Consider the following 18,647-nt stretch of genomic DNA (forward strand, 5'->3'; position numbering starts at 1 on the left):
CGTGGTAGTAGGGGTAGCGCTCACGACTTGGCTCCTTCGCTCTTGCGCAGGCGTGCCAGCAGCAGCTTGGAGCAGGACAGCACGACGAAGGTGATGAAGAAGAGGACCAGGCCGAGGTACATCAGCGCAGCCTGGTGCAGGCCGGCGCCGGCTTCGGCGAACTCGTTGGCCAGGGCCGAGGTGATGGAGTTGGCGGCCTGGAACAGGCTCAGCGAATCGAGCTGGTTCATGTTGCCGATCACGAAGGTCACGGCCATGGTCTCGCCCAGTGCGCGGCCCAGGCCCAGCATGATGCCGCCGATGACGCCGGCCTTGGTGTAGGGCAGCACGACCTTGGACATCACTTCCCAGGTGGTCGCCCCCAGGCCGTAGGCCGATTCCTTGAGCAGCGGCGGCGTGACTTCGAACACGTCGCGCATCACCGAGGCGATGAACGGAATGATCATGATGGCCAGGATGATGCCGGCCGACAGGATGCCGATGCCCACCGGGGGGCCGGAGACCAGCGCGCCCAGGTAGGGCACGCCGGAGAGCAGACTTTGCAGCGGCTGCTGCACGTAGGTCGACAGGATAGGGCCGAACACCAGCAGGCCCCACATGCCGTAGACGATGGAGGGCACCGCCGCCAGCAGCTCGATGGCCGTGCCCAGCGGGCGCTTGAGCCAGGCCGGCGACAGTTCCGTCAGGAACAGCGCGATGCCGAAGCTGACCGGCACCGCGATGACCAGCGCGATGATGGAGGTCATCAGCGTGCCGTAGACCATGACCAGACCGCCGAACTCTTCCTGCACCGGGTCCCAGGTCGTGCTGGTCAGGAACGACAGACCGTACTTGGAGATCGCCGGCCAGGCGCCCTGGATCAGGGACAGCAGGATGCCGATCAGCAGCAGCAGCGTGAGCCAGGCGGCACCCTTGGCGGCCATGCCGAACAGCTTGTCGGCCAGGGCGCCGCTGCGCGCCTTCTTGGGTGGAGGTGTTGTCATCGCGCGTTCGCCACCCTTGCCGGCAGCCTTGCCGGACAGATCGAAGGGGGCGCCGTTCGCTGGAAGTGTAGAAGACACGGCTGGGCTCGACGGGTCAGGTCAGGTCAGGGCGAGATCAGTTGGCAGCCTGCGCGACCGGCTTGCCGGAAGCGTCGACGACCTTCTCCCAGGACTTCTGGATCACGCCCTTGACGGCAGCGGGCATCGGCACGTAGTCCAGGTCTTCGGAGGTCTTGTCGCCCTCCTTGTAGGCCCACGAGAAGAACTTCAGGGCCGAGGCGGCCACCGCGGGCTTGTCCTGCTTCTTGTGCATCAGGATGAAGGTCGCACCGGTGATGGGCCAGGCGCCGTCGCCGTTCTGGTTCGTCAGGATCTGGTAGAAGCTCTTGTCCCACTGGGCGCCGGCGGCGGCGGCCTTGAAGGCGGAGTCGTCGGGCTGCGGGAACTTGCCCGCTGCGTTCTGCAGCAGGGCGTAGGTCATCTTGTTCTGCTTGACGTAGGCGTACTCGACGTAGCCGATCGAGTTGGGCAGGCGGCCGACGAAGGCGGCCACGCCCTCGTTGCCCTTGCCGCCGGCGCCCGTGGGCCAGTTCACGGCCGTGCCTTCACCGACCTTGTCCTTCCACTCGGCGTTGACCTTGGACAGGTAGTTCGTGAACAGGAAGCTCGTGCCCGAACCATCGGCGCGGCGCACCGGGGCGATCGCGGCATCGGGCAGCTTGACGCCGCTGTTCAGCGCCACGATGGCGGGGTCGTTCCACTTGGTGATCTTGCCCAGGTAGATGTCGCCCAGGACCTGGCCCGAAAGCTTCAGCTCGCCGGCCTTGATGCCCTGGATGTTGACCACGGGGATCACGCCACCGATCACGGTGGGGAACTGCAGCAGGCCCTTGGCTTCCAGATCAGCGTCCTTCAGGGGCGCGTCGGAAGCGCCGAAGTCCACGGTCTTGGCTTCGATCTGCTTGAGGCCGGCGCCGGAACCGACGGACTGGTAGTTGATCTTGGTGCCGGTGGCCTTGTTGTAGTCGGCGGCCCACTTGGCGTACAGCGGGGCCGGGAAGCTCGCACCGGCGCCGGTCACGTCCTGGGCGCTGGCGAAGCCCGAGATGGCCAGGCCCAGCAGGCCGATGGTGGAGAAGCGGATCGTCGATTGCATGAAAACCTCTGTCGAGTGCTTGCGGTTGGTGACCGGGCAGCGGGATTGCCACCCTCGATGGCCGTGAATTTAAGAAGCTTGTGTGACAGCAACATGACACCAAAACGGTATGCAAACTTTTGCAACGGCGTGCGGCGTTGCACTGCAGCATCGGTGCTAGCATCCCGCCCCAGCCATGCAGAACGGAACCCTTCTCGCTGCCCTGGACCTGGGCTCCAACAGCTTTCGGCTCGAGATCGGCCGGCTCGACCATGGCCAGATCCGCCGCACCGAGTACCTCAAGGAGGTGGTGCGCCAGGGCAGCGGCCTGGACGAGGCCCGCAATCTGAGCGAAGACGCGATGCAGCGGGGCCTGGACTGCCTGGCCCGTTTCGCCGAACGCTTGGCCGGCTTCCAGAAGCACCAGGTGCGTGCCGTCGCCACGCAGACGCTGCGCGAGGCGCGCAACCGCGACGAGTTCCTGCGCCGCGGCCATGCCGTCCTGGGTTTCCCGATCGACGTGATCCCGGGCCGTGAAGAGGCCCGGCTGATCTACCAGGGCGTTTCGCGCCTGCTGCCGCAGTCCGAGGAGCGCCGCCTGGTGGTGGACATCGGCGGGCGCTCGACCGAGATGATCCTGGGCCAGGGCTTCGAGGCCCGGGTCATGGAATCCTTCCGCGTGGGCAGCGTGGCCTGGTCCATGCGCTACTTTCCCAAGGGCGAATTCACGGCCGACGCCTTCCGCATGGCCCAGATCGCGGCCGAGGCCGTGCTGGACGAGGCCCTGGCCGCCTACGGTGCCGGCCACTGGGACCAGGCCTACGGCGCCTCGGGCACGGTGGGCGCCGTGGCCGACATGCTGGCCGCGGCCGGCGGCCCGCCCGGGCTGATCCCGCGCGTTGGCCTGGAATGGCTGCGCGAGCGCCTGCTCAAGGCGCGCACGGTCGAGAAGCTGCAGGTCGAGGGCATGAAGGACGACCGCAAGCTCGTGATCGGCGGCGGCCTGTCGGTGCTGCTGGCCATCTTCGACCTGCTGGGCATCAGCGAGATGCACGCGGCCGACGGCGCGCTGCGCCACGGCGTGCTGTACGACCTCATGGAGCGCGACGGTGCCGACAGCGACGTGCGCTCGGCCTCGGTGCGCCGGCTCGCGCGCAAGTTCGACACCGACCAGGCCCAGGCCGAGCGCGTCGGCGCCGTGGCCAACGCCTTCTTCGCCCAGTTGCAGGCCGGCGGCGAGCATCCGGCCGAGGAAATCGACCGCATGCAGCGCAAGCTGTCCTGGGCCGCGCAGTTGCACGAGATCGGGTTCCTGATCTCGCACAGCAGCTACCACCGCCACGGCGCCTACGTGCTGGACAACGCCGACGCGCCGGGCTTCGCCATGCCCGAGCTGCACCGGCTCAGCCAGCTGGTGCTGGGCCACCGCGGCAAGCTCAAGAAGCTGGACGCCGACCTGGCCGACCCGGCGCTGGCCCAGCAGTTGCTGGCGCTGCGCCTGGCCGTGATCCTGTGCCACGCCCGCCGCGACCCCGACATCCAGGGCCTGCGGCTGACCTGCGGCAAGGGCCGCCAGGCCACGCGCACGCTGAGCTGCCGCGCCGGCTGGGTCGAGGCCTTTCCGCAATCCGCGCACCTGCTGCGCGAGGAAGCCCAGGCCTGGTCCAAGACCCCTTGGCCGCTGGCCCTCAGCGGCTTTTAACGGCCTTTAGCCGTGCCAGGCGCTTTGCTTATAACCAAGCACACATAGCGCCAGAACAAATAAGTAGTTTGGATCTAAGGGCGCAGTCCTTAGAGTACGCGGGTTTTCACTGAGTCTTGAACCCCGCCGGCCCCGCGCGGCCACAGCCTTCTCAAGCACCACGATGTACCAATACACAGATTTCGACCGCGAGTTCGTCCAGTTGCGCGCTGCCCAGTACCGTGACCAGCTCGAGCGCTGGCAGAAGGGCGAGCTGGCGGAAGACGAATTCCGTCCGCTGCGCCTGCAGAACGGCTGGTACGTGCAGCGCTTCGCCCCCATGCTGCGCATCGCGGTGCCTTACGGCGAGCTCAACTCGGCCCAGCTGCGCGTGCTGGCCCGGATCGCCCGCGAGTACGACGACCGCGGCGCGCACGACCTGGCCAAGGCCAACGCCGGCCTGTCCGACCTGTCCAGCCTGCCCGACAAGGTCGCGCACTTCACGACGCGCCAGAACGTGCAATACAACTGGATCCCGCTGGACAAGAGCGCCGACGTGATGGACCTGCTGGCCAGCGTCAACATGCACGGCATCCAGACCAGCGGCAACTGCATCCGCAACATCACGAGCGACGAGCGTGCCGGCATCGCCGTGGACGAGATCGCCGACCCGCGCCCGTTCGCCGAGATCCTGCGCCACTGGAGCACGCTGCACCCCGAGTTCGCGTTCCTGCCGCGCAAGTTCAAGATCGCCATCACGGGCGCGAGCGAAGACCGCGCCGCCACCTTCTGGCACGACGTGGGCCTGCACGTGGTGCGCAACACCGCCGGCGAGGTGGGCTTTCGCGTGCTGGTGGGCGGCGGCATGGGCCGCACGCCGGTCGTGGGCACGGTGATCCGCGAGTTCCTGCCGTGGAACCAGATCATCAACTACCTGGAAGCCGTGGTCCGCGTCTACAACCGCTGGGGCCGGCGCGACAACATCTACAAGGCACGCATCAAGATCCTCGTGAAGGCCGAAGGCCAGCGCTACATCGACGAGGTCGAGCAGGAATACGCCGAGATCATGGCGCATGACGGCGCGGCCCACACCATCACGCAGGCCGAGCTGGACCGTGTGTCGGCCTCGTTCCAGGCCCCGGCCCGCCCCGCAGCCGCCGATGTCGATACCGCGCTGCGCGCCGCCGCGCAGATCGATGCCCAGAACGACGTGGATTACACGCGCTGGCTCGCGCGCAACGTGGCCCCGCACAAGGACCCCGCGCTGCGCATCGTCACGCTGTCGTTCAAGCGCCTGGGCTTCGCGCCCGGCGACGCCACGGCCGACCAGCTCGACCGTGCGGCCGAACTGGCCGACCGCTACAGCGCCGGCGAAGCGCGCGTCACGCACGACCAGAACCTGGTGCTGCCGTGGGTGCGCGCCGAGGAACTGCCGCTGCTCTGGCAGGAAGCCCGCAAGCTGGGCCTGGCCAAGTCCAACGTGCGCCTGCTGACCGACATGATCGCCTGCCCGGGCGGCGACTTCTGCGCGCTGGCCAACGCCCGCTCGCTGCCGATCGCGCACGCCATCACGGCGCGCTACCAGGACATGGACGAGCTGCACGACCTGGGCGAGATCGACCTGCACATGAGCGGCTGCATCAACTCCTGCGGCCACCACCACACCGGCCACATCGGCATCCTGGGCGTGGACAAGGACGGCCAGGAGTGGTACCAGGTGACGCTGGCCGGTTCGGACGGCTCGCAGCTGTCGGGCGCGCCCGCCGCCGGCAAGGTGGTCGGCCCCTCGTTCGCGGCGGCCGAAGTGCCCGAAGTCATCGAGGCGCTGCTGGACACCTACCGTCGCGAGCGCACCAGCGGCGAGACCTTCATTTCCACGCTGCGCCGCGTCGGCCACGACCCGTTCAAGGCGGCGGCCAACGCCGCCCGCGTGAGCACCGCGCGCAAGCCCGAAGCCCAGCCCGCCTGAACCCGCAGAGCCCCACGATGAACATCCTGACATTCGAAGACCACCAGGCCCCGGCCGAAGGCGAAGCCGGCGTGCTGGTGCTGGACAACACCGTCGATCCGCGCAGCGTGTCGCTGGCCGGCGTGCGGCGCATCGACCTCAACTTCCCCAAGTTCACCGACGGCCGCGCCTACAGCCAGGCCTACCTGCTGCGCCGCCGGCTGGGCTTCGCGGGCGAGATCCGCGCCACCGGCGACGTGCTGATCGACCAGCTCGTGCAGATGGCCCGCTCGGGTTTCACGACGGCCGTGCTGCGCCAGGGCCTGAAGGCCGACGCCGCCCAGCGCCAGTTCGACCGCTTCAAGGGCTTCTACCAGGGCGACGCGGCGCACCCGGCGCCGCACTTCGCCGATGCCGACGCGGCAGTTGCCTGAGCGCTTTTAGGAAACTGCCATGTCGACCCTCGACCTTGCCCGCATCAACGCCGAACTCGGCCGCAACGCGCCTGCGCTGGTGGATTGGGCCCTGGGCCTGCGCCAGCCGGCCATCGTCACCACCAACTTCCGCCCGTTCGAGGCGGTCATCCTGCACCTCGTGACACAAGCGAAGCCGGATGTGCCGGTGGTCTGGATGGACAACGGCTACAACACCGAGGCCACCTACCGCTTCGTCGACGAAGTCACCCAGCGCCTGAAGCTGAACCTGCACGTCTACCTGCCGCGCCGCTCGCGCGCGCACCGCGAAGCCGTCGAGGGCGCCACACCGGCGCTGGACGACCCGCGGCACCCCGCCTTCACCGAGGAGGTGAAGCTGGAGCCCTTCACGCGCGCGCTGCGCGAGATGGCGCCCAAGGTCTGGTTCACGGCCCTGCGCGCGACCGACACCGCCGTGCGCGCCCAGATGGAGCCGGTGAGCATCAACCCGGACGGCCTGATCAAGGTCGCGCCCCTGCTGCACTGGTCGTCCAAGGAACTGCACGACTACTGCCAGGCCCACGACCTGCCCAACAACTTCGACTATGTGGACCCCACCAAGGGTGAAGACAACCGCGAATGCGGCCTGCACCTGAGCCACTGAAGCCCGCCTGCACCCATCAGGCCCCTCCTGGCGCACCGAGAAACCGACCCGACATGAACGCCCGCACCCAACTCGAAGAACGTCCCGACCTGCTGCAGCCGCCGGTCGCCCACGCGCCGCTGGCCGACGCCCAGCTCGACGCACTCGAAGAAGAAGCCATCTTCGTGCTGCGCGAGGTGGCGGCTGCGTTCGAGCGCCCCGCTCTGCTGTTCTCGGGCGGCAAGGACTCGCTGGTGCTGCTCAAGTGCGCCGAAAAGGCCTTCGGCACGGGCCGCATCCCCTACCCCTTGCTCATGATCGACACGGGCCACAACTTCCATGAAGTCACCGACTTCCGCGACTTGCGCGCCAAGGAGCTGGGCGCCGAACTCATCGTGCGCAGCGTGGAAGACTCGATGAAGCGCGGCACCGTGCGCCTGGCCCACCCGGGCGAATCGCGCAACGTGCACCAATCGGTCACGCTGCTCGAAGCGATCGAGGAATTCCGCTTCGACGCGTTGATCGGCGGCGCCCGCCGCGACGAGGAGAAGGCCCGCGCCAAGGAGCGCATCTTCTCGCACCGCGACAGCTTCGGCCAATGGCAGCCCAAGGCCCAGCGCCCCGAACTGTGGACGCTGTTCAACACCCGGCTGCAAAGCGGCGAGCACTTCCGCGTGTTCCCGATCTCCAACTGGACCGAACGCGACGTCTGGCAGTACATCGCCCGCGAGAACATCGCCCTGCCCTCGCTGTACTACAGCCACGAGCGCACGGTGGTGGAGCGCCGCGGCCTCCTGGTGCCCGTGACCGAACTCACGCCGTTGAAAGAGGGCGAAGTGGCCGAGCGGCGCCAGGTGCGTTTCCGCACCGTGGGCGACATCACCTGCACTTGTCCCGTGGAGAGCCTGGCCAGCACGCCGGACGAGATCGTCGTGGAGACGCTGCTGTCCGACGTCAGCGAGCGCGGCGCCACGCGCATGGACGACAAGACCTCCGAAGCCTCGATGGAAAAGCGCAAGAAGGACGGTTACTTCTGATGACTGCGACCCTGGAACATCCCGTGACGACCGCCGCCAACGACGCCGCCCCGACGGCCGCGCTGAAATTCATCACCTGCGGCTCCGTCGACGACGGCAAGAGCACGCTGATCGGCCGCCTGCTGGTGGACAGCAAGGCCGTTCTCTCCGACCAGCTGGCCGGCGTGCAGCGCCAGGGCCAGGACGGCCGCGAGACCGACCTCGCGCTGCTGACCGACGGCCTGTCGGCCGAGCGCGAGCAAGGCATCACGATCGACGTGGCCTACCGCTACTTCTCGACCACGCGGCGCAAGTTCATCATCGGCGACACGCCGGGCCACGAGCAGTACACGCGCAACATGGTCACGGCCGCCTCCAGCGCCGATGCGGCCGTGCTGCTGGTCGATGCCACCAAGCTGGCCTGGCAGGACGCGAGCTTCCCGCTGCTGGCGCAGACGCGCCGCCATGCGCTGCTGGTGCAGCTGCTGCGCGTGCCGGCCATCGTCTTCGCCGTGAACAAGCTCGACGCCGTGGCCGACCCCAAGCTGGCCTACACCCGCATCGAGGCCGCGCTGCGCGGCTTCGCGGCGGAGGCCGGCATCGCGGTCGAGGCCATCGTGCCCGTCTCGGCACTCAAGGGCTGGAACGTGGTCGATCCGGCGCCCTCCGCGCCGGATGGCGCCCACTGGTGCGGCTACCACGGGCCCAGCCTGCTGCGCATCCTCGAAGGCCTGTCGAACACGCCCTCCGAAACCGGCCTGCCACTGGCTTTCCCGGTGCAATGGGTCGAGAAGTTCTCGTCCTCGTCGGACACCAGCCAGGGCCGCCGCGTGTTCTGGGGCCGCGTGGCCACAGGCCAGGCCACGGTCGGCCAGCGCGTGCGCGTGCTGCCGAGCGGCCAAAGCGCCACCATCGCCCGTGTGCTGAGCCATGTGCGGCAGGAGGGCGACGTGGCCGCCGGCCACAGCGCCGGCATCGTGCTGGACCGCGAGGTCGACGTCTCGCGCGGTGACTGGCTGCTGGCGCAGGCCGATGACGGCACGGCGCTGCAGGGCGCGCGCGAGCTGTCCGCCACCATCGCCTGGATGGACGACGAGCCGCTGGTGCCGGGCCGCGCCTACTGGGCGCTGCACGGCCACCGCTGGGTCAAGGCCAAGGTGCGCCGCATCGTGCACAAGCTGGACATCCACACGCTGGCCGAACAGGACGCCGCCGAGCTCGAAGCCAACGCCATCGGCGAGGTCGAGCTGGTGCTGCAGGACAGCATCGCCACGCTGCCCTACCGCCAGTCGCGCACACTGGGCGCCCTGGTGCTGGTCGACCAGGCTTCGCACAAGACCGCTGCCGCCGTGCTGGTGCGCTGAGCGCGCACCGGCTGTCTGCCCACCTCACCCATGCCGGCCGCAGGGCCGCGCACGGGGTGCGGCGCAAATGTCCCTAAAATCGCGGGTTTTCCCCAGCGGCCCTGCCCGCCCGCACCCACCAACACCATGACCCACGTCGTCTCCGAAAACTGTATCCGCTGCAAATACACCGACTGCGTCGATGTGTGCCCCGTGGACTGCTTCCGCGAAGGCCCGAACATGCTGGTGATCGACCCGGACGAGTGCATCGACTGCGCGGTCTGCATCCCCGAGTGCCCGGCCAACGCCATCTTCGCCGAGGAAGACCTGCCCGCGGACCAGCTGGCCTTCATCAAGCTCAATGCCGAACTGGCGCTGGCCGACGGCTGGAAGAGCATCACCAAGCGCAAGGCACCCCTGCCTGACGCCGACGAGTGGAAAGACAAGCCGAACAAGATCGCCGAACTGGTGAAGTGAGGGCTGGGCGCGCGTGATCGAGACCGACGCGCTCATCCTCGGTGCCGGCCCCGCCGGTCTGTTCCAGGCCTTCCAGCTCGGCCTGCAGGAGATCCGGGCCCACATCGTCGACGTGCTGCCTTACGTGGGCGGCCAGTGCGCCGCGCTGTACGCCGACAAACCCATCTACGACATTCCGGGCGTGCCGGTCTGCACGGGGCGCGAGCTTGTCGCATCCCTGCAGCAGCAGGTGGCGCCGTTCGCGCCCACGCTGCACCTGGGCCAGGAACTCACCGCATTCGCCACGCTGCCCGATGGGCGCCTGCAGCTGACCACCAGCGCGGGCACACAGTTCACCGCGCGTGCGCTCTTCATTGCGGCCGGCATCGGCGCCTTCCAGCCGCGGCGCCTGCGCATCGAGGGCATCGACGCCTTCGAGGGCGGCGCCCTGCACTACCACGCCCCCGAGCCGGCCAGCGTGGCCGGCAAGCACCTGGTCGTCGCCGGCGGCGGCGAGGAAGCCGTGGCATCGGCCATCGCGTTGGCCGATGCGTCACCGGCTTCGCTGACGCTGCTGCACCGGCGCGATGCCTTTGACGCCGAACCGCAGCAGCTGGCCACCTTGCAGCGCCTGCGCGAGAACGGCCGCGTGCAGGTCGTGACGGGCCAGCCGACAGGCTTCGCGACGGGCGGCGATGGCGCACTCGCGCAACTCGTGCTGAGCCATGCCGAGGGGCCGGACACGCCGCTGAACCTGGACCTGCTGCTGGTGCGCCAGGGCCTGTCGCCCCGGCTCGGTGCCATCGCCGACTGGGGCCTGGCGATGGAGCGCAAGCAGCTCGTGGTCGACCCTGCGAACTGCGCGACCAGCCTGCCCGGCGTCTACGCGGTGGGCGACATCAACCACTACCCGGGCAAGAAGAAGCTGATCCTGTGCGGCTTCCACGAGGCCACACTGGCGGCCTATGACGCGGCGGAGCGGCTCGTCACCGACCGCAAGGTGGTGGTCGAGTACACGACCACCTCGACGCGCCTGCACGCCCTGCTGCGCGCTTGATTCCCTGCGGGTGATCCACCCGCCGGCCCGCCGCGTACCAGCGGCATGACCCGCAACCCCGACCTCACCGCCGCCACGGCCCTGCGCTGGGCCGAACAGGGCCGCCTGCCGGACCGCCTCGTGCGCAGCGGCATCCGCCACCTGCTGCGCCAGCGCCTGGCCGAGCTGCGCACCGGCGATGCCGAAGCGGCAGCGCAGCAGACGCAGGATTTCCTCGCGCAGATGCGCCAGGCCGCTGTGGCGCCGCTGCCCGAGAAGGCCAACGAGCAGCACTACGAGGTGCCGGCCGCCTTCTTCGCCGAAGTGCTGGGCCCGCACCGCAAGTACAGCAGCTGCCACTGGCCGCCCGGAGTGCACACGCTGGCCGAAGCCGAAACCGCGGCGCTGACCGCCACCTGCAGCCGCGCCCAGCTGCAGGACGGCCAGCGCGTGATGGAACTGGGCTGCGGCTGGGGTTCGCTCTCGCTGTGGATGGCCGAGCGCTATCCGAACAGCTGGATCACGGCATTGTCCAACTCCCATTCGCAGCGCGAGCACATCGAGGCCGAAGCACGCCAGCGCGGCCTGTCCAACCTGCGCGTGCTGACCTGCGACATCAATGCGTTCGACACCCCGGAACGCTTCGACCGCGTGGTCTCGGTCGAGATGTTCGAGCACCTGCGCAACTGGCCGCGCGCCTTCTCCCAGGTGGCGCGCTGGCTGGCCCCGGGCGGCCGCTTTTTCATGCACGTGTTCGCCCACCGCGAGGCGCCCTACCCCTTCGAGGTGCGCGACGAGAGCGACTGGATGAGCCGCCATTTCTTCTCCGGCGGCATGATGCCCAGCGACGACCTCGCGCTGCTGTGCCAGGACGACCTGCGCCTGCTGGAGCGCTGGCGCTGGGACGGTCGCCACTACCAGCGCACGGCTGCCGCCTGGCTGGCGAACATGGATGCGGCGCAAGAGACGCTGATGCCGCTCATGGCTTCCACCTACGGCGCGGAACAGGCCGGCGTCTGGTGGCAGCGCTGGCGGCTCTTCTTCATGGCGGTCGAAGAGCTGTTCGGCTACGACGCGGGCCAGCAGTGGTGGGTCAGTCACTATCTGTTCGAGCGGCGTGCGCCATGACAGCCATGGGGCTGCCAGCGATGCGCCTGCCGACCGTCCCGCTGCGCACCGGTCCCGGGCCAGGACCCACGCGCTCCCTGCAGATTGCCAACCTCGCGGTCTCCCAGCTGGCCTGGTTCGCCGTGGTGCTGGGCGCCGCGCATGGCCGGCCGCTGGCCGGTGCCCTGTGCGCACTGGCCGCCATCGGCTGGCACCTGTGGGTGGTTCCGCGTCCGGGGCGCGAACTGCAACTCGTGCTGCTGGCCAGCCTGGTGGGCGGCGCGGCAGAGACGGTCGTCGTGGCGCTCGGCCATGTGGGCTATCCGTCCGGCCAGCCCCTGGCGCACTGGCCGCCCTACTGGATGGTGGCGCTGTGGGGGCTGTTCGCGATCGCGCTCAACGTGAACCTGCGCTGGCTGCGCGGCCGTCCCTGGCTTGCCGCCTGCCTGGGCGCCGTGGCCGGGCCCGCGGCATTCTCTGCCGGGGTGCGTCTGGGTGGCGCGCACTTCGTCCATCCCGGCCCCGCGCTGGCCACGCTGGCTTGTCTGTGGGCGCTGGCCTTGCCGCTGTTGGGGTGGCTGGCAGTGCGCTTCGATGGCGTGACGTGGCCGGAGGTGGACCGTGGCCGCTGATGCAGCGCTGTGGCAGGCCGCGCTCGCAGGCCTGGTGTTCACGCTGGGCCTGGCGGGCCTGACCTGGATCGCCAGCCTGGTGCGGCGCGACGTGAGTCTGGTCGACCGCGTCTGGGCCGTGCTCATCGTGGGGGCTGGCTGGGTTTACCTCGTGCGCCTGCCCGATGCGGGCCTGCGCGGCCTGGCCATGCTGTTGCTGGCCAGTCTCTGGGCGCTGCGCCTGAGCCTGTTCATCACCTGGCGCAACTGGGGCCATGGCGAAGAGCGGCGTTACCAGGAGATCCGCGCGCGCAACGAACCCGGCTTCGCCTTCAAGAGCCTGTACCTGGTGTTCGCGCTGCAGGCCGTGCTGGCCTGGGTGGTGTCCGCTCCCTTCCTGGCCGCTGCCAAGGCCAGCCGGCCGCTCGGCCTGCTCGATGCGCTGGGCCTGGCACTGGCCGCCTTCGGTCTGGTGTTCGAAGCCGTCGGCGACTGGCAGCTCGCGCGTTTCAAGGCCGACCCGGCCCACCGCGGCCAGGTGATGGACCGCGGCCTGTGGCGCTATAGCCGGCATCCCAACTACTTCGGCGAGGCCTGCGTGTGGTGGGGCTTGTGGCTGGTCGCGCTGTCCGGCGCAGGCCGGTCCGGCGCCTGGAGCATCGCCTCGCCGCTGCTGATGACGGTGCTGCTGCTCAAAGTTTCCGGCGTGCGCCTGCTCGAGAAGGACATCGGCGAGCGGCGCCCGGCCTACCGTGCCTACATCGCGCGCACCAACGCTTTTTTCCCCGGCCCGGTGCGCCACCATGCCGACTGAACGCATTCGCACTGCGCGGCACGCATTCCTGTGCCTGGGACTGGCGGCACTGGGCGCCGGGGCGCGCGCGCAGGAGTTCGAGGTGGCACTGGACGGCAAGCCCATCGGCACCCACCGCTTCGTGCTCGGCGGAACGGCGCAGACGCGCACCGTGCGCAGCGAGGCATCGTTCACCGTCAAGCTGCTCGGCCTGACGGTCTACCGCTACCGCCACGAGGCCAGCGAGCGCTGGCAGGGCGGCTGCCTCACGGCCGTGGAAGCCGACACCGACGACAACGGCAAGCCCAGCCGCGTGCAGGCCCGCACCGAGGGCGGTGCGCTGCAGGTGGCGGGCCCGGAGGGGCCCCTGCCGCTGCCTGGCTGCGTGTTCAGCTATGCCTACTGGAACCCGGCCATGCGCCAGCAGACGCAGCTGCTCAACGTGCAGACCGGCCGCCACGACGCCGTGCGCATCCGCCGCATGGACAGCGGCACCGTCGAGGTGCGCGGCAGGCCTCAGGAAGCCGAGCGCTGGCGCATCGAAGGGCCGGAGCAGCCCGTGGACGTCTGGTACACGACGGACGGGCAATGGGTGGGCCTGGACTCCACCGTGGCCGGCGGACGGCAGCTGCGCTACCGGCTGCGCTGAATCAGATGGCCTCGACCAGCCGCTCGAAGCCGCGCGCGCGGAACTGCTCCAGCACGAAGTCCACGAACACGCGTGTGCGCGCCGGCAGCAGCTTCTTGGCCGGGTAGTACAGCGACACCGGCCCGGCCTCAGCCGACCAGCCCGGCAGCACGCGCACCAGCGCGCCGCTTTGCAGCCAGGGCACGGCGAACGGCATGGGCAGCAGCGCCACGCCCAGGCCCAGCAAGGCGGCCTGGCACATGGCCTCGGGATCGTCGAACACCACGCGCGTGCGCAGCGCGGCGGCCGCCACCTCGCCATCGGCCCGGCGCAAGGTGTACTGGTAGATGCGGCCGTTCTGGCTGGAGCGGCGCACGATGCCGTCCAGCGCTGCGAGTTCGGACGGATGGTGCGGCGCGGGCCGGCCCGCCAGGTAGCCCGGCGCCGCCACCGCCACGATGTGGATTCGGCCCAGCGTGCGCGCCACCATGCCGGGCTTGAGCTCCAGCCCGCTGCCGATGCCGGCGTCGAAGCCCTCGCCGATCAGGTCGACCTGGCGGTTCTCGAAGCGCCAGTCGGGCACCACGGCCGGGTAGCGCCGCAGGAATTCATCCAGCAGCGGCACGAGGTAGGCGCGGCCGAAGGCCTGGCCCATGCTCACGCGCAGCGTGCCGGCCGGCTGGCGGTCCTGCTCGGCGGCGTGGCCCACCGCATCGGCCAGCGCCGCCAGCGGCCCGCCGACCTGGGCCAGCAGGCGCTCGCCGCCCTCGGTCAGGCTCAGCTGGCGCGTGCTGCGCTGGAACAGGCGCACGCCGAGCTCGGCCTCCAGCCGCGCGATGTTCTTGCTGACCGCCGCCGGCGTGAGTTCCAGCAGCCGGGCCGCCGCCGAGAAGCTGCCGCGCTCGGCGGATTTGACGAAGCAGTCCAGGTGGCTCAGGGAAGGCATGCCTCATTCTCAACCCACGGTTGAAATTGTTCTATCCCATTCGTGGCTACCGCGATCAGCGCATCGTCCCGACACTCCATGCACCAACCACCCCAAGGAGTTCCGACATGACTGCATCCACCCCCTCCACCCCCTCCACCCCCTCCACCCCCATGCTCGCCGGCAAGGCCGCCTTCGTCACCGGCGGCAGCCGCGGCATCGGCGCGGCCATCGTGCGCCGCCTGGCGCGCGACGGCGCGGCCGTGGCCTTCAGCTACGCGGGCTCCGAAGCCGCGGCGCGCGCCCTGGCCGCCGAGATCGAGACCGCGGGCGGCCGCGCGCTGGCCGTCCAGGCCGACAGCGCCGATGCCGAGGCGCTGCGCGCCGCCATCGACCGGACCGCCGCGCACTTCGGCCGGCTGGACATCCTCGTCAACAACGCCGGCGTGGCCGTGCTGGGCGAGCTGGACAGCTTCCGCCTGGAAGACCTGGACCGCACCCTGGACGTCAACGTGCGCGCCGTCTTCGTCGCCGTCCAGGCGGCCGCGCGCCACATGGGCCAAGGCGGGCGCATCGTCAACATCGGCAGCACCAACGCCGAGCGCATGCCCTGGGCCGGCGGCGCCGTCTACGCCATGAGCAAGGCCGCCATCGTCGGGCTCACGCGCGGCCTGGCGCGCGACCTGGGCCCGCGCGGCATCACCATCAACAACGTGCAGCCCGGCCCCGTCAACACCGACATGAACCCGGCCGACGGCCCCATGGCGGCCGGCATGCACGGTCTGATGGCGGTGGACCGCCATGCCCACCCCGACGAGATCGCCGGCATGGTCGCCTACCTCGTGGGCCCGGAGGCCGGCATGGTCACGGGCGGCAGCCTGCTCATCGACGGCGGGTTCGCCGCGTGATGGCCGCCTGATTGCGGATTGAAACAATTGGGCAGGCCAGGGGCCCTGCGTCCGGGGGTTTACCCGTTCATCGGTTGAAGTCAAAGATCGAAAGAATCTGCGCGCTACAACAACGAATCGGGAGACATTGCATGAGCATCACGCGACGCCAGCTCGCCTTTTCCGCCCTGGGCAGCACGTTCCTGGCCGGCTGTGCCAGCACCCCTGCCGTGCTACGCACCGAGATGTCGGTCGACCGGCTGGGCCGCATCGCGCCGGCGCTGAACGCGCAGGTCGGCATCGGCACTTTCGCCGGCGCGGTCTCGCTGGTTGCGCAGGACGGCAAGATCGTGCACCACGAGGCCGTGGGTTTCCTGGACGCCGCCAAGACCCGGCCGATGCCGCGCGACGCCATCTTCCGCCTAGCCTCGATGACCAAGCCCATCACCTCGGTCGCGACCATGATGCTGGCCGAGCAGGGCCAGCTCAAGATCAACGACCCGGTGACCAACTGGCTGCCCGAACTCAGGAACCTCAAGGTCGAGACGCCGCAGGGCGACGTGGCGCTGGCCCGGCCCATCACCGTGCAGGACCTGCTCATGCACACGGCCGGCTTCGTCTACGGCCCGGCCAGCCCGTCGGCGCGCATCGGCAAGATGTACGCGGAGCTCAACATCGAATCGCTGGAGACCGACATCTCGGGCGACGAGATGCTCAAGCGCCTGGGCACCATCCCGCTGCTCTACCAGCCCGGCACCACTTGGTTCTATTCCATCGCCACCGACGTGCTGGGCCTCCTGCTCGAAAGGGTGTCGGGCAAGCGCCTCGACGCGCTGACGCAGGAGCTGCTGCTGGGCCCGCTGGGCATGAGCGACACGGCCTGGTGGGTGCCGCCCGCCAAGCGCGGCCGCCTGGCCGAAACGCTGGACAGCGACCCGCTCAAGGCCGCCATGACGCGTGCCTACCGCCAGGACAGCGACCCGGCGCCGCGCCAGTACCTCAAGGGCGGCGCCGGCCTGGTCGGCACTGGTGCGGACTACCTCAAGTTCGCGCAGATGGTGCTCAATGGCGGCACCGACGGGCGCACGCGCTACCTCTCGCGCAAGACCACCGAGTTCATGCTCTCGGACCACCTGGTCGGCAAGGCCGGCGTGCCCAACGCCACCACCGGCCCGGGCTACGGCTTCGGCCTGGGCTGGGGCGTCCGGCTCTACGACGGCGTGGGCTGGACGCCCGGCAGCGTGGGCGACGCGATGTGGGCAGGCGCCTGGGGCACGAGCTTCTGGATCGATCCGCGCGAACGGCTGGCCGGCGTGCTGATGGCGCAGTGCCCTTCCAACCGCATCCACACGCGGATGCTCTACAAGAACCTGGTGTACGGCGCGGTGTCGTGAGCCCCGTGGCGCCTACAGCGCCGTGTCCTGGAACGCGCCCGAGCCCTGGCCCATGCGCGCCAGGACCTTCTGCACGGTCTGCTGGCTGGCCTCGTCCAGGTCGACGAACTCGCAGCCGAAGTGCAGTTGCTCGCCGGCGAGGAAGGATTTGTAGGCGCGGCGCGAGCAGACGTCCAACCGCAGGTCCATCAGCACGACCGAGCCCAGTTCCAGCCGCACCCGCTCCAGCCGCAGGCCGGCCGCCAGGTCGCGGTGCTCGGCCAGCGGGCCGCGCAGGCCCACGCCGCCCATGGACAGGTCGTCCACGGTCAGCACGCGGCGCTTGCCCTTGGCCTGGAACACCGCGCGCAGCGCGGGCCCGAGCGGGGTTTCCTGCCGCGTGAAGCGGCGCCGCTGCAACTGCAGCAGCCCGGCCGGCAGCGGCGCGCGGCCGGCCAGCAGATCGCCCGCCTGTTGCTGCCAGGCCAGATCGGCATGGAACTGCAGCCGCAGGCCCTCGGGCGCGGCCACCACCAGCGCGCGGCCGGCCGCAGGCGGCTGGGGCGCGCGCAGATGGACCACGATGCGCCCGTCCGGCTCGACCACCTGCACCAGCCGGCCGCACAGCGGCGCGCCGCCGTCGTCGGGGTACAGCGTGACCGGCTCGGCCCGCATGGCCAGGTCCCGCAACACGGCCAGCACGCGGCGCGCGTCGTCCACCTGCAGCGCGGTCTGCGCCATCGCCTCGCCGATCGGCGCGATCAGGGGCAAGGCGGGATTGGCCTCCGGGGCGGGGTTGCGGGAGAAGAACGAGGGCCAGATCATGCGGGGACGGCGGCGGCGGCAGGCGCCGGCAATGCAAAAGTGACCGGTTGTATCACCTCCGGGCCGACGCGGCCGGCCATGCGCCGCCGCCCGTCGGCTGCAGCACGCATTGCGCCAGAACACCCGCGGGGGGCGGGCCGACTGCCCCGCTGCGCCGGCGCCCATCGCCGCATCCAAGACAATAGGGCCTGCACGGCCTGGCGCCCGAACCGGGCCGCCCGCCCGTTGCGCCCCCATTTGTCCATGACCGAACCACAAGCCCTTCCCTTCTTCTCCCGCCTGTCCCTGGCCATCGGCAGCTTCTTCGCGCTGCTGGGCGACGGCCAGCTGGCAGCCCGCGTGCAGGCCCTGCGCGCCGGCGCACCGCTGGCCAGCGAGGTACCGCCCCCCGCACCCGTGCAGGCCCCGCCGCCGCCTCCTCCGCCCGCGCCGGCCCCGGTGCGTGCCACGGCCAACGTCGACGCGGCCCTGCAGCTGCTGGCCCTGCTGCAGCGCGAAGCGCGCTTCGTCGACTTCCTGCAGGAAGACATCGCCGCCTATTCCGACGCCGACGTGGGCGGCGCCGCCCGGCTGCTGCACGGTGGCGCGCGCAAGGTGCTGCAGGACAGCTTCGACCTGCAACCCGTGCGCACCGAGGCCGAAGGCAGCCGCCTGACGCTGGCGGCCGGCTTCGATGCCGCGGCCGTGCGCGTGACCGGCAACGTGGTCGGCCAGCCGCCGTTCACCGGCACGCTGCAGCACAAGGGCTGGCGCGCCACGGCCGTGCGCTTGCCGGCGCTGACCGAAGGCCACGACACGCGCGTGATCGCGCCGGCGGAGGTGGAGCTGTGAGCGCGGGCGCTCG

Annotated in this window: 19 protein-coding genes; 15 read left to right on the forward strand and 4 right to left on the reverse strand. The window is 70.1% G+C overall.

Annotated elements, in window-relative coordinates; all coding sequences use genetic code 11:
* Window positions 1–20: 20 nt before the first annotated feature.
* Together pstC and pstS are read right to left on the reverse strand one after the other, a co-directional pair.
* Window positions 21–1,061, reverse strand: coding sequence for a phosphate ABC transporter permease PstC (gene pstC / locus IE209_RS24675; RefSeq protein WP_373305426.1), 1,041 nt, complete (start codon window positions 1,059–1,061; stop codon window positions 21–23).
* 37 nt (window positions 1,062–1,098) lie between these two features.
* Window positions 1,099–2,139, reverse strand: coding sequence for a phosphate ABC transporter substrate-binding protein PstS (gene pstS, locus IE209_RS24680; protein ID WP_189689538.1), 1,041 nt, complete (start codon window positions 2,137–2,139; stop codon window positions 1,099–1,101).
* A gap of 175 nt (window positions 2,140–2,314) precedes the next feature.
* On the opposite strand from pstS, the gene IE209_RS24685 reads away from it, so the two are divergent.
* The 12 genes from IE209_RS24685 (at window position 2,315) to IE209_RS24740 (ending at window position 13,814) form a co-directional block, all read left to right on the forward strand.
* Window positions 2,315–3,820: a Ppx/GppA phosphatase family protein gene (locus IE209_RS24685; RefSeq protein ID WP_189689539.1), complete on the forward strand. Its 1,506-nt coding sequence runs from the start codon at window positions 2,315–2,317 to the stop codon at window positions 3,818–3,820.
* Window positions 3,821–3,983: 163 nt separating this feature from the next.
* On the forward strand, window positions 3,984–5,768 hold the full coding sequence (locus IE209_RS24690) for a nitrite/sulfite reductase (protein ID WP_189689540.1): 1,785 nt from the start codon (window positions 3,984–3,986) through the stop codon (window positions 5,766–5,768).
* A gap of 17 nt (window positions 5,769–5,785) precedes the next feature.
* The gene (locus IE209_RS24695) at window positions 5,786–6,181 is read left to right on the forward strand and encodes a DUF934 domain-containing protein (protein ID WP_189689541.1); all 396 of its coding nucleotides are present in this window, start codon (window positions 5,786–5,788) and stop codon (window positions 6,179–6,181) included.
* Between the two features lie 19 nt (window positions 6,182–6,200).
* The gene (locus tag IE209_RS24700; RefSeq protein WP_189689542.1) at window positions 6,201–6,824 is read left to right on the forward strand and encodes a phosphoadenosine phosphosulfate reductase domain-containing protein; all 624 of its coding nucleotides are present in this window, start codon (window positions 6,201–6,203) and stop codon (window positions 6,822–6,824) included.
* 53 nt (window positions 6,825–6,877) lie between these two features.
* A complete protein-coding gene (cysD, locus tag IE209_RS24705) occupies window positions 6,878–7,840 on the forward strand; it encodes a sulfate adenylyltransferase subunit CysD (protein WP_145549497.1) in 963 nt (320 codons plus the stop codon).
* Window positions 7,840–9,183 (forward strand): sulfate adenylyltransferase subunit 1, encoded by a 1,344-nt coding sequence (locus IE209_RS24710; protein ID WP_189689543.1) that lies wholly within the window; start codon window positions 7,840–7,842, stop codon window positions 9,181–9,183. Before cysD ends, IE209_RS24710 begins: the two co-directional genes overlap by 1 nt.
* Window positions 9,184–9,309: 126 nt before the next feature.
* Window positions 9,310–9,639 (forward strand): ferredoxin FdxA, encoded by a 330-nt coding sequence (gene fdxA / locus IE209_RS24715; protein WP_145549499.1) that lies wholly within the window; start codon window positions 9,310–9,312, stop codon window positions 9,637–9,639.
* A gap of 13 nt (window positions 9,640–9,652) precedes the next feature.
* The gene (locus tag IE209_RS24720) at window positions 9,653–10,675 is read left to right on the forward strand and encodes an NAD(P)/FAD-dependent oxidoreductase (RefSeq protein ID WP_189689544.1); all 1,023 of its coding nucleotides are present in this window, start codon (window positions 9,653–9,655) and stop codon (window positions 10,673–10,675) included.
* Between the two features lie 45 nt (window positions 10,676–10,720).
* Entirely contained in the window at window positions 10,721–11,782 is a 1,062-nt protein-coding gene (locus tag IE209_RS24725; RefSeq protein ID WP_189689545.1) for an SAM-dependent methyltransferase, read from the forward strand.
* Window positions 11,783–11,787: 5 nt separating this feature from the next.
* A complete protein-coding gene (locus IE209_RS24730; protein ID WP_229883025.1) occupies window positions 11,788–12,393 on the forward strand; it encodes a DUF2878 domain-containing protein in 606 nt (201 codons plus the stop codon).
* The gene (locus tag IE209_RS24735) at window positions 12,383–13,186 is read left to right on the forward strand and encodes a DUF1295 domain-containing protein (protein ID WP_229883026.1); all 804 of its coding nucleotides are present in this window, start codon (window positions 12,383–12,385) and stop codon (window positions 13,184–13,186) included. Before IE209_RS24730 ends, IE209_RS24735 begins: the two co-directional genes overlap by 11 nt.
* Window positions 13,176–13,814, forward strand: coding sequence for a DUF6134 family protein (locus IE209_RS24740; protein ID WP_189689546.1), 639 nt, complete (start codon window positions 13,176–13,178; stop codon window positions 13,812–13,814). The genes IE209_RS24735 and IE209_RS24740 overlap by 11 nt, the downstream gene beginning before the upstream one ends.
* 1 nt (window position 13,815) lies before the next feature.
* Here IE209_RS24740 and IE209_RS24745 read toward each other — a convergent pair whose 3' ends face one another.
* Entirely contained in the window at window positions 13,816–14,739 is a 924-nt protein-coding gene (locus tag IE209_RS24745) for a LysR family transcriptional regulator (RefSeq protein ID WP_189689547.1), read from the reverse strand.
* Between the two features lie 107 nt (window positions 14,740–14,846).
* Between IE209_RS24745 and IE209_RS24750 the strand changes: the two genes are divergently transcribed.
* The gene (locus tag IE209_RS24750; protein WP_229883027.1) at window positions 14,847–15,626 is read left to right on the forward strand and encodes an SDR family oxidoreductase; all 780 of its coding nucleotides are present in this window, start codon (window positions 14,847–14,849) and stop codon (window positions 15,624–15,626) included.
* A 131-nt stretch (window positions 15,627–15,757) separates the two neighbouring features.
* Entirely contained in the window at window positions 15,758–16,999 is a 1,242-nt protein-coding gene (locus IE209_RS24755; protein WP_189689548.1) for a serine hydrolase domain-containing protein, read from the forward strand.
* 12 nt (window positions 17,000–17,011) lie between these two features.
* Here IE209_RS24755 and IE209_RS24760 read toward each other — a convergent pair whose 3' ends face one another.
* Window positions 17,012–17,749, reverse strand: coding sequence for a flagellar brake protein (locus IE209_RS24760; protein WP_189689549.1), 738 nt, complete (start codon window positions 17,747–17,749; stop codon window positions 17,012–17,014).
* Window positions 17,750–18,046: 297 nt separating this feature from the next.
* Between IE209_RS24760 and IE209_RS24765 the strand changes: the two genes are divergently transcribed.
* Window positions 18,047–18,634 carry a DUF2760 domain-containing protein gene (locus tag IE209_RS24765; RefSeq protein WP_189689550.1) on the forward strand — a complete coding sequence of 196 codons (588 nt, stop codon included), beginning with the start codon at window positions 18,047–18,049 and terminating at the stop codon, window positions 18,632–18,634.
* Window positions 18,635–18,647: the final 13 nt, after the last annotated feature.

This window comes from Pseudorhodoferax aquiterrae, assembly GCF_014652235.1.
In the GTDB taxonomy this organism is placed as follows: Bacteria; Pseudomonadota; Gammaproteobacteria; order Burkholderiales; family Burkholderiaceae_C; genus Pseudorhodoferax; species Pseudorhodoferax aquiterrae.

What these genes read in the sequence shown, in the direction of transcription:
- IE209_RS24765 (WP_189689550.1), top strand. Translation starts at nt 18,047, where the DNA reads ATGACCGAACCACAAGCCCTTCCCTTCTTCTCCCGCCTGTCCCTGGCC.
- IE209_RS24750 (WP_229883027.1), top strand. Translation starts at nt 14,847, where the DNA reads ATGACTGCATCCACCCCCTCCACCCCCTCCACCCCCTCCACCCCCATG.
- IE209_RS24685 (WP_189689539.1), top strand. Translation starts at nt 2,315, where the DNA reads ATGCAGAACGGAACCCTTCTCGCTGCCCTGGACCTGGGCTCCAACAGC.
- IE209_RS24700 (WP_189689542.1), top strand. Translation starts at nt 6,201, where the DNA reads ATGTCGACCCTCGACCTTGCCCGCATCAACGCCGAACTCGGCCGCAAC.
- IE209_RS24755 (WP_189689548.1), top strand. Translation starts at nt 15,758, where the DNA reads ATGAGCATCACGCGACGCCAGCTCGCCTTTTCCGCCCTGGGCAGCACG.
- IE209_RS24725 (WP_189689545.1), top strand. Translation starts at nt 10,721, where the DNA reads ATGACCCGCAACCCCGACCTCACCGCCGCCACGGCCCTGCGCTGGGCC.
- IE209_RS24690 (WP_189689540.1), top strand. Translation starts at nt 3,984, where the DNA reads ATGTACCAATACACAGATTTCGACCGCGAGTTCGTCCAGTTGCGCGCT.
- cysD (WP_145549497.1), top strand. Translation starts at nt 6,878, where the DNA reads ATGAACGCCCGCACCCAACTCGAAGAACGTCCCGACCTGCTGCAGCCG.
- IE209_RS24745 (WP_189689547.1), bottom strand. Translation starts at nt 14,739, where the DNA reads ATGCCTTCCCTGAGCCACCTGGACTGCTTCGTCAAATCCGCCGAGCGC.
- pstS (WP_189689538.1), bottom strand. Translation starts at nt 2,139, where the DNA reads ATGCAATCGACGATCCGCTTCTCCACCATCGGCCTGCTGGGCCTGGCC.
- IE209_RS24740 (WP_189689546.1), top strand. Translation starts at nt 13,176, where the DNA reads ATGCCGACTGAACGCATTCGCACTGCGCGGCACGCATTCCTGTGCCTG.
- IE209_RS24710 (WP_189689543.1), top strand. Translation starts at nt 7,840, where the DNA reads ATGACTGCGACCCTGGAACATCCCGTGACGACCGCCGCCAACGACGCC.
- IE209_RS24730 (WP_229883025.1), top strand. Translation starts at nt 11,788, where the DNA reads ATGGGGCTGCCAGCGATGCGCCTGCCGACCGTCCCGCTGCGCACCGGT.
- fdxA (WP_145549499.1), top strand. Translation starts at nt 9,310, where the DNA reads ATGACCCACGTCGTCTCCGAAAACTGTATCCGCTGCAAATACACCGAC.
- IE209_RS24695 (WP_189689541.1), top strand. Translation starts at nt 5,786, where the DNA reads ATGAACATCCTGACATTCGAAGACCACCAGGCCCCGGCCGAAGGCGAA.